This is a genomic window from Prevotella multiformis DSM 16608 (assembly GCF_000191065.1).
Taxonomy (GTDB): domain Bacteria; phylum Bacteroidota; class Bacteroidia; order Bacteroidales; family Bacteroidaceae; genus Prevotella; species Prevotella multiformis.
The window spans coordinates 1,496,408-1,506,265 of the sequence record NZ_GL872283.1; the positions used below are offsets into that span (position 1 = coordinate 1,496,408).

At 47.7% G+C, this 9,858-nt stretch carries 7 protein-coding genes; 3 read left to right on the top strand and 4 right to left on the bottom strand.

Features of this window, described 5'->3' with window-relative positions:
• The 3 genes from HMPREF9141_RS13730 to HMPREF9141_RS11595 form a co-directional block, all read left to right on the top strand.
• Window positions 1-189 (top strand): hypothetical protein (locus HMPREF9141_RS13730; protein ID WP_218916014.1); only part of this gene is annotated, 189 nt, incomplete at its 5' end.
• 259 nt (window positions 190-448) lie between these two features.
• Entirely contained in the window at window positions 449-3,883 is a 3,435-nt protein-coding gene (locus HMPREF9141_RS11590; protein WP_007368943.1) for a leucine-rich repeat domain-containing protein, read from the top strand.
• 13 nt (window positions 3,884-3,896) lie between these two features.
• Window positions 3,897-4,085 (top strand): hypothetical protein, encoded by a 189-nt coding sequence (locus HMPREF9141_RS11595; RefSeq protein WP_007368944.1) that lies wholly within the window; start codon window positions 3,897-3,899, stop codon window positions 4,083-4,085.
• Window positions 4,086-4,341: 256 nt separating this feature from the next.
• Here the strand turns inward: HMPREF9141_RS11595 and HMPREF9141_RS11600 are convergent, their stop codons facing one another.
• The 4 genes from HMPREF9141_RS11600 to HMPREF9141_RS11615 all read right to left on the bottom strand — a co-directional run bounded on the left by HMPREF9141_RS11600 (window position 4,342) and on the right by HMPREF9141_RS11615 (window position 9,608).
• Window positions 4,342-5,373 carry a helix-turn-helix domain-containing protein gene (locus HMPREF9141_RS11600; protein ID WP_007368945.1) on the bottom strand — a complete coding sequence of 344 codons (1,032 nt, stop codon included), beginning with the start codon at window positions 5,371-5,373 and terminating at the stop codon, window positions 4,342-4,344.
• Window positions 5,374-5,626: 253 nt separating this feature from the next.
• Window positions 5,627-5,800: a hypothetical protein gene (locus HMPREF9141_RS11605; protein ID WP_156792456.1), complete on the bottom strand. Its 174-nt coding sequence runs from the start codon at window positions 5,798-5,800 to the stop codon at window positions 5,627-5,629.
• A complete protein-coding gene (locus HMPREF9141_RS11610) occupies window positions 5,800-5,997 on the bottom strand; it encodes a hypothetical protein (protein WP_040555106.1) in 198 nt (65 codons plus the stop codon). The genes HMPREF9141_RS11605 and HMPREF9141_RS11610 overlap by 1 nt, the downstream gene beginning before the upstream one ends.
• Window positions 5,998-6,152: 155 nt before the next feature.
• A complete protein-coding gene (locus HMPREF9141_RS11615) occupies window positions 6,153-9,608 on the bottom strand; it encodes a leucine-rich repeat domain-containing protein (protein ID WP_007368948.1) in 3,456 nt (1,151 codons plus the stop codon).
• Between the last annotated feature and the right edge of the window lie 250 nt (window positions 9,609-9,858).

Here is a 9,858-nt window from a genome sequence, read left to right on the forward strand (position 1 = left end):
TCTTTCGAAATCCTGGTGAGCATGAGGCAAGAAACTGCTTCGGGTCAGCGAATTCTCACACCCCTAATCTACAAATCAGGCGTTCACTATTATCCTCTATGGAACAGAACCATGCTAATAAGCAAACAGAGTTTCAACCATGCCACTGCGTATGTAACAAAAGAACAGAAGACCTCCTCAAAAGAATAAGAAAAAGACCTAAAAGGAAAATTAAGTTATTATACGACATTAACAGAAGATGAAAAGGAAAACATAGATACTCTTTAGAATACAACAGCAATGAAAAATCTCTCTAACTTTGCACCTGCAAAACAGCATATTTAGAGAGTGTTCTAAAAATGGATACATACAAATTAACCCCAAAAACATACTGATTCAGTCTGAAGGAAACAACAGGCAGACTTCAGACATATTTATATAAGGCAGAGTATTTTTATCAAACACAATAATGAACATGAGAGAAAAAACAATTCAATTCAGGTTATGGGCTATCGCCTTCCTGATGCTGTTGCTGCCTAAGCAAGTGGCAGCGTACACTGATGGTGACATCGTCAAACATGACGGTATCGTCTACCAAGTGGTAAAAGCAAGTGAAAGCACCTTGTCGTTTGTCGGAACAGAGAACAAGACGGGGGCCATTACCATCCCCGCAACATGGAGTGACGATAAAGGTACCACCTTCAGGGTTACAAAAGTGGGTGGTAATGAGACCTATAAATGCCAGGGGGTAACCAGCGTGAACCTGCCGGAAGGCATTACAGAAATTGCCTATTCGTCCTTTACAGATGCAGAGCTGGAGACACTGAATATACCTGCCACTGTTAAGACAATATCTGACAACACTTTCTACAGAGTAAAGAAAATGCCGAAAATCACAGTTGCATCAGCCAGTACAACATTTTCGGATGACGGACATGGGGCACTCTATAACCACAACAAAACCCAACTATATGCCGTTCCGACAGATGCATATATGACTGCCGACTGCACTTATACCATCAACCCTGCCGTAGAAGAGATAAAGCATTCTGCCTTTATCAGTTTTCCTCAGAACACAGGCATAAAGAAAATCATTTTACCGCCTCATCTGAAAAAGGCTGCGACAGACTATCCAAGTTTTGCACAGATAAACACTTTAGAGGCTTACGAGATGCCTGCAGGTGCTACAGGAGACTATAAGGTTGATGGGGGTGTGCTGTTCTACAAAGGCAAACTGGTGCAATATCCTCGCAACAAACAGGACAAAGATTACAAGGTTCCCAATGGTATAAAAGGAATTGACCTGCGTGCTTTCGATGCTGTAAGACAGATGGAGAGTATCGATATGAACCAAGTGACCAAATTAGGTGTCAACTCTCTTTTTGGCTGTCAGAATCTGAAGACAGTGACTCTGCCAAAGGATCTTGAAGTAGAAGGAACGGCGGGAGCCATTGCCAGCTGTCCGAAAATCAAGGAATACAAAACAGCACCAGGCTGCGTTAACTTTATTGAAGAGGAAGGTGTCATCTACAGTAAACCAGACAAGTCTAAAGTTTATTTCTTCCCTCCGTCAAAACAAATAACAGATGGAAAATACACCATCCCATCTTTCGTCAAAGAAATAGAAAAGTTTGCCTTTGCAAGTAATCAGAATATCCAAGAGCTGACAATTCCGAGCAGTGTAACGACAATTAACACGCAAGCCATCAGCTCCTTCAAGGATTTGAAGAAAGTTACATTTATCAATCCTTCGAGCTGTTCGAAGATTGACGGTGGTGCGTTTGGATGGAACTATGCATTAAAGGAGGTAACCCTGCCTTCCGCTCTAACGGAACTGAATAAGATTTTCACATCATGTTCAAGTATGGAAACCATCAACGTACCTGACAACTCCAAACTGAAGACGATAAAGAACGGTGCACTTCAACTTACCAGGAACTTGAAGCACTTCAACTTCCAAGGCAGTTGCGATCTTGAGACTATCGAGGACGGAGCATTCCAGAACCTGGACAAGTTGGAGGGATTCAACTTCCCCAAGAATGTAACCACCATCGGTAGAAATGCTTTCAACGGCTGTAAGAGCATGGCAACCGCCACTTTTAAGGACGACGCTATCATTACAACCATTAAGGCAGGAGCACTTGCCGACTGCGGTCTGACTTCTATCAGTATTCCAAACAGTGTTAAGACCCTTGAAAAAGAAGCTTTCCGCAACTGTTCAGCCCTGACAACCGTCAATCTGTCAAAGAATGTAGAGAGTGTCAGTCCGGAAACTTTCAAATATTGCGAGCATTTAACCGCAATCAACGTTGACAAGGAGAATACCAAGTACTCAAGTGTTGACGGTTATCTCCTTTCTCACGATAAAGAAGAGTTGATTCTCTTTCCTCATGGAAAGGCGAGTGAACACTTTACACTCCTGCCTCCTTCAATCAAGAAGATCGGAAATTATGCGTTCTATGAATGCGTAGGTCTGAAGAATGTTGTTATTCCTAACAAGGTCGAAGAAATTGGCGAGCGTGCATTCAGCTTATGCAAGAACTTGAATACCATTACATTCCTCTGCGACCATATGATTGACCCGACAAAAATCAATCAGGAAGAAAACAAGCGCAGCTTCGACAATGGCTCAGCAGGAACAACGAATATGCCGACCAACATAAACATCTATGTACGTAAAGAACGGCTTACTGATTATCAAAACAAGACATTCTATCAGAACTTTAAGAGTACACATACCTCTTTCATAGAAAACAATCTGGAGTATCTGCCGGTATCAGAAAATTCTGTCGATCTCCTCGATGTAAAAAACACCGATTATACTTTCGTCGTACCCGAAACAGTTGAGCACAACGGCAAGACCTACAATGTCAACATGATTGGTGACTATGCTTTCCAGTCAACTTCTGCTAACGTACACGAGGTGGTTGTGAAGAAGAATGTAGAGTACATCGGTGCCAAGGCTTTCAAGACAAACATTACAGCTGATGCTTCTACCATCGAAAATGTATTCTTCCTTTCTTCCAACCCGACAAAGCAGATGCTGAGTACTACCCGCTTTGAACTGGATGAGACTGGAAAAGATTACAATGAGTTCGCCTCTTCTACGAAAGTCTATGTGAAGAAGTCCCAGCTTTCCAATTACAAGACTGAATGGGATAAAAAGGTCTACAGTACGACTGAACATAAATATGTTGAAAGCACCAAGAACTTCATCAATCAGATTGACTTCAAGATTCCGGGTATCAACATCACGCACAAGTACGGTACATTCGCACGTGAGTTCGACACGGACTTCAGCGAGTACAAGAAGGAAAAGCACATCTGCGACATGGGCGCATTTGTAGCTCCTATCTCAAGCATCACACAGGGTTCCGGCGACTACGGTACGTCTACCTACATGGTACGTATGACAAGTGTAGACATGAACGGCGGTGCTGCCAACGAATACGGCTATGTACCGGCTTATACCGGTGTACTGCTGAAGGTGCTTGACGGAGAGAAAACTCCCGCTGACTTCTACTACACCATCGGTGAGAAAGACGACCACACATATACCATCAGCCACAACATGATGGAAGGTGTCACAGTCAATCCGCACACCGTCACGACAGGCACGGATCCTATCTACGTCATGTCCGTCCGTGAAGGTATCTTCAAGAAAGCCAAGGCTACAATCAATATACCGGTTCACAAGGCATACGCCAAGATTCAGGGGGTACCGGCCGGTGCCAAGGTGATGTTCTCTTTCGACGACTCCTCAACGACAGGTATCGACACGATTGATGCAGCCTCATCAGACAACGGTACCGACAGAGCTTACTACAACCTGCAGGGGCAGCGTGTAGAACATCCGCAGCACGGAGTCTATATCCACAACGGAAAGAAAGTTATCATTAAATGAGAAAGGAACAGTCATGAAAAAGAAGAGATATATCATACCTTCAACCGAGAGCCACCGCTTCTCAATGGAGAACCTGATGATTACCGCCAGTCCGGGCATTTCAAACGACGAGTTTGACCCGGCTCACGATGAGGTAGGAGCAAAAGAAAACCCCTCTTTCAATTCTACGGAATATCCTCATTATTCACCTTGGGAAGATTAAGGAAACCGACAAATACGACAATGGATGCAAGAGACCGGTTCTTTACGCAGATGCGACATCAACGTAAGATGAGACAACTGAAAAAGGCATTTCTGTCAAGTCTCATACTGATTGCCCTGGCAATCCTGGCACTTTGCATCTATCTATACGGACTCGCATCCTGAGTTCTCATTCTTTACACAACAGTGTAAATTCTCTCTCTCAATAAAAAGAGGGTGTGCCTGTATTTGGCACACCCTCTTTTCTATCCTCTGTTTTATCCTACATCCTGAAAAGCCAGGGCAGAATGTCCCCAACGACCAAACAACAAGTTGGTTTTCAGCGGATTATATCTTCTTGGGGGGGCTCCTGCCGAATTATGTGAGGTGTCTTCAGGCATCATCCTGTACTCCGTCGCCGTAATCCCCGTGCGCCGCTTGAAGAACTTGCACAGCGAACTGAGCGAAACGAAATTGAACTCGTTGGCGATCATCTTCAGCGACTTGTTCGTATAGCGCAGCTCCAGCTGGATGAGGATGGCCAGCGTCTTGTCGATCCACTCCTTCGCCGTGATCCCCGTCTCTTTCTTCACCACCATGCCCAGGTAATGTGCCGTCATGAAAAGCTGCGAGGCATAGAAGTCTATCTCATGCTCCGTCTTGGCATAGTCGTTGACAAGCCGCACGAACCGCTCGACAGTCTGCTTGTTGCGCGACCAGCTGCCCCGCTTCGTCATCAGCTTCGCACTGTGCAGCGAAGCGACATAGTTCAGCGAAGACACGAAGAGCGAACCGGCGACTTCCTCCTCTACCGACGGAAGGTGGACGAGGTTGAAGAGCGCATGGGTGTACTGCCGCCACACCTCCTGCTCCTCCGCACTCAGATGGAGCACAAAGCACTGGCCTGGCGAGACGAACAGTTCGGGCAGACGGCCGCCGAAGATCGTCTTCATATATTCCTCCGTCAGTGCGATGCCCTCGAAGGTGGTGTCAACCCCGAAGGTGTCGGAACTGATTGTCACGCCCCAGTTGAGGAACAGCATATCGCCAGGGCCGCAGCGGTACTTCCTGAAGCCTATGACCGGCTCGCACCATCCGCTTTTGACGATCACCACACGGACAACGCTGATCCGGACAGGCCCTCGCTCCTCGATGATCGGTTTGAAGAAAGGATTGCAGCCGCACACAATCAGAAATTTCGATCCAATATAGATGTTCCCTTCTACGTCAGACTTATCGTTCTTTACATAAGATACAATCTCATCAAAATCGGAGATTGCAGGAGCAGTTGATTTAATTTCGTCGTTCATTCAGTTGTAAATTACGTTGTAAAGATACGGATTAAATTCCAAACAACAAACTTTTATGCGGAGAAAAGCCATCTGATGCCGTCTGACGAAATCTCCGATGCGGCAGTCCGTCATCGACCCGCCATCGACCCGTCCTGCCTAAGACGTCCCCGGAACGGCATCCGCCAGGAAAAAAGGCAGGCACTTAAACGAATAAGAGCCTGCCCCGAAACGAAACCGGTTGTACAATAAGGTGAAGACTGCCGTCGACACCCTACTGGAGAAAACCGTACATATAGGCACAGAGTGCCATGATTATCAGAGAGCACAATACCAACAGGGCGAGGCCTGCCTTCGCCAGCAGCCGCTTTCTGCGGGCACGGCGCATTTCACGGTAGAAACCTTCCCGTGCATCCAGATTGCCTGATGAATGAGAATGTCTCGGCATCAGTCCTCCCATCCCGTGAAACCCGGGAACGGCTTGGCTGCGATCTCGTCATCATCTTCGAGGTCTCCGCCTTGCCCGGGACCCAGTGCCGACGCACCGGGACTGGTCTGCAATATTTCCGTGTGATCACCCATCAGGCCTTCTGTCTTCAAGTTACAGCAGAGGGTTTCAGGTGTCATATAAGCCTTCTTTTTCATTGTGTGGTCTTTTTTTAGGTTCATTATTCTTTCGTACGGCAGGGAGACTTCTCCTGCGGAGTGATGCCGCTGCATTGCCATTGCCGGCATGTGATGCAGGAAGCACCACCCCTCGGAGCGTATGGAAGTCGCCCTGTCCTTGGAGAAACAGCGGTTTACTTCAAGACAACCTTCTTGCCATTGTGGATGAACACACCATGCTGTGGATGCTCAACATGCTGGCCCTGCAGGTTATAGTAAACATTGTCGTCTGCCGCCGTGGTATTCGCAATATGCTCGATACCGGTCGTCTCGGCATCTATCGAACTGCCATCGTCAAAGACGAACATGACCTTGGCAGGGCTTGACGTACTCACTTTCAGACGAGCAACCGCCTTGTGAACAGGGATTTCACGGGCAACACCTATCTTCAGAGGCTTGAAGATTCCTTTTGCAGTCATTGCAAAGACAGCATCAGAAACAGTTGACTGCATCTTCTTAGCCTTGACTGTTATACCTTCCATGACATCGTTGGCGATGGTGTAAGTCTTGTTGTCCTCCTCACCGATGGCATAGTAGAAGTCAGCCGGAGTCTGGAGTCCGCTTCGGCTCTCCAGCAGCACACCGGTTTCAGCAGGTACATAGTCATAGGCAGGCACGCTCGTATTATAATTGATACTCTTCATCATGCACTTGATGACCTCATTCCCTGCAACAGTGCCTTTCTTCAATTCGCCCGTCTGTGCAACGAAAGCACCGATGCGACCATTGTCACCATTCTCACGGGCATAGATACCGAGATCGGCATCGAACTCACGGGCAAACGTACCGTACTGGTGTGCTATCTTCACCTCATCCTTGATCTTATAGTCGATCACACCGGCATAGTCCGTCCATCCGGTAGCCGTCTTGTAAGCGTTCTCAACACTCTTCTTTACATAGATGTGCTTCAGCTGTCCGTCGAACTCGTGCTGGGCAGGAGTCAGATCCGTCAGTTCCCACTTCGTGGCACTCATATCCTTTGTAGGAACGGGGGCAGTGAAGTAGATACGCTCAACGGTCGATGTGCCGTCAGCTTTCTTGAAGGCATCGATACCCATATAGTCAAGGGTGTTCTTGAAGACAACCTCCTTGATGTTGGTCGTATTCTGCTTCAACGCATAGTCGCCCCAGAGGCGTACCTCATAAGCTTTGCTGTCATCAGGATTTGTCACCTTAGGCTGGACAACATAAGTAAACACATCCGCCTTGGTGTCGACAATCATCACAGCCTTCTGCGACAGCGGGAAGTACTCTGTTTCGCCGTTACCTGTTCCATTGCTTTCCTTCCAGAAAGAGACACCGATGTTTTTGAACTTGTTCCATACATTGTTTGCAGCATAAGCAGCCTTTGCATCCTTGCGGACGTTGATCTGAATCTTCGCCTTGTCCACGTTCAAAGGATTGAAGGCTGTCCCATCAATATTAGCTTCAGCAACAGGAGTCTTGCCCAGGAATGCAATCGTGTTCAGATTCTTAACCAGGTCGAAGGCCCACTTATCAATCTTCTTCACATTTGCAGGAAGGGTGACGTTCTCCAGTTTCTGGATATCATAGAACGCCTGCTGGCCGATCTCCTCGATAGTCGGAGGCAGCATGGTGTAGTAAGTACCAGCCTTTGCCGGCGGGAAAGACACCAGCTTCTTCTTGTCCTTGCTCAGCAGGAAGCCGTCGACGCTGGAGTACATAGTGTTCGCCTTGTCGACCGTGTACTTCTCCAGACTCTCACACTGCTGGAAGCCTGTAGGGTCAATTTTGTTCACATCTTTCGGAATGACAATCTCTTTCAGGCTCTTGCACTTGTTGAAAGCATCCTTCTCGATTTCCTTTACAGATACAGGAAGCTCAATCTTCTCCAATGCACTCGCACTTTGGAAAGCACCTTCTGTAATCTTCGCGATCTGTGCCGGTGCGGCGAAGGTAACTTCTTTCATGGAACTTGTGCCCTCGAAAGCGGCACTCTCGATAGACTTCACCGAAGCAGGAATATTAAACTTCTTCAGTTTCGCTGCACCCATGAAAGCTTGCTGACCGATGGTCTCCAGAGCCGTGGCTCCCTCAAACGTGAAAGACTCCAGGTTCGTATTGGAATAGAATGCGCCCGCTTCTATCTTCTTCAGTTTTGAGCCGGCAGCCACGGTTACTGTTTTCAGCTTGCTGTTCTGTCGGAAAGCTGCAGAACCCAGCGTCTCGAGAGAGGCCGGGAGTCTCAGGCTCTCCAGACCAGTATTAAAGAACGCCCACGTACCGATGCGCTTCAGCTTGGAAGGCTCGTCAAATGTAATTTCTTTCAAGGCAACTGCTGCCTGGAAGGCGTCATTGTCGATTTCCTCCAGATCCTTGTTGAAGTGAATCTTCTCAACCTTCTGCGCATAGTAGAATGCACGCTTGCGGATTTTCTTGGTTGTGGAAAGGGTTGTGTACTCACCTTTCTTGCCAGCTGGGAAGAGCACCAGTTCCGTCTTGTCATGATTGTAAATCACGCCCTCGGAATCAGCCGAATAGTCTGGGTTTGCAGAATCGACAGTGAACTTGAAAAGCGTAGGAGTACCCGAGATGGCGCCATCCTGGATGGTCTTTACAGAAGCAGAAATCTCGATGTTTCTCAGATTACGGGGCGAATAGAACGCACCTTCTTCCAACGTCTTGACGTTGTTCAGCTTTATGGCCGTGACGTTACGTACCTGTGCGAAAGCACCCTTGGCAATCGTTTCCACACCGTCAGGAATCTTGTAGTAATTGCCTTTCAACATGGCATGCGTCGGGTCTATTGAGGCAGGTGCATCGTAAGCAGGGTCAAGAGTGCCCCACTTATCGTGAGGGTAGGTAACCAGCGTCTTTCCATCCTTGGTCAGGACGACACCGTCAACATCCTTATAAGCGGTATTCCCGGCATCAACCTTGATTTCCTTCAGCTTATCGGCACTCGTAAAGCTGTTCGCCTCCTTCGAGGTAGCAAGATCCTTGACAGAAGCAGGGATGTCTATATGGGTAAGATTGGCTGCAAGCTGGAAAGCATTGACAGCGACACCGTACACATCATTGGGGACGCTGAAGCTCGTCCCGGCCTTCGCTACAGGGTAAGACTTCAGGTACTTGCCACCGGTGCGATTCTCATAAAGGACACCGTCCGCAGCACTGTACTTCGCATTGCCCGACTCGACCTTGATTTCCGTCAGCTTCGACATCTGGGCAAAAGCACCGTCGCTGATATCATCTGTTCCCTTCGGAATCGTGATACTGGGAATATTACTCTTTGCAAAGACATTGGCACCGATACGCTTGATAGTACTCGGGAGCACAACGGAAGTGGCACCGGGTATCGTGCAGGCGTTCCCGATACCTGAAACCGTGAAGTTATACTGATTGTCCAGATCGTAAACCTTGTCTGGAATAGACACCGCACCAGTCTTCGTAGAGGAAGCCACTTCTACCTCATTACGTTCCGGCAGTCCGTCATGCGCTTTGTCCATGAAGGTAACCCGGTAGGTAATGCCATCCCTCGTGAACGTGTTTCCTTTTACGAGCGCACTCACATTGGTCACATAGAGCAATGAAAGCAGCGTCAGCAGGAAAAATCTAATTTTTCTCATAAGTTTAACAACTCTATCTAATTTAACATATTGAATTTATTGATTTTCTCTTTTCCCGTTTTTCTCCCGCCCAGACGGTGGCCGCTGTGCGGGGGCTATAAAGGCAGCACCTTTCCCAAATGTCCGCCGGATGCCGGCAGGCCTCTTTATCATATAAGGTGCAACGGCATACATAGAGACTATCCGTCTCTACTCTCTGCCAACCACGTGCTGAACCTTGTCACAATCTGTCGTGATTTTAGGGGTCAGT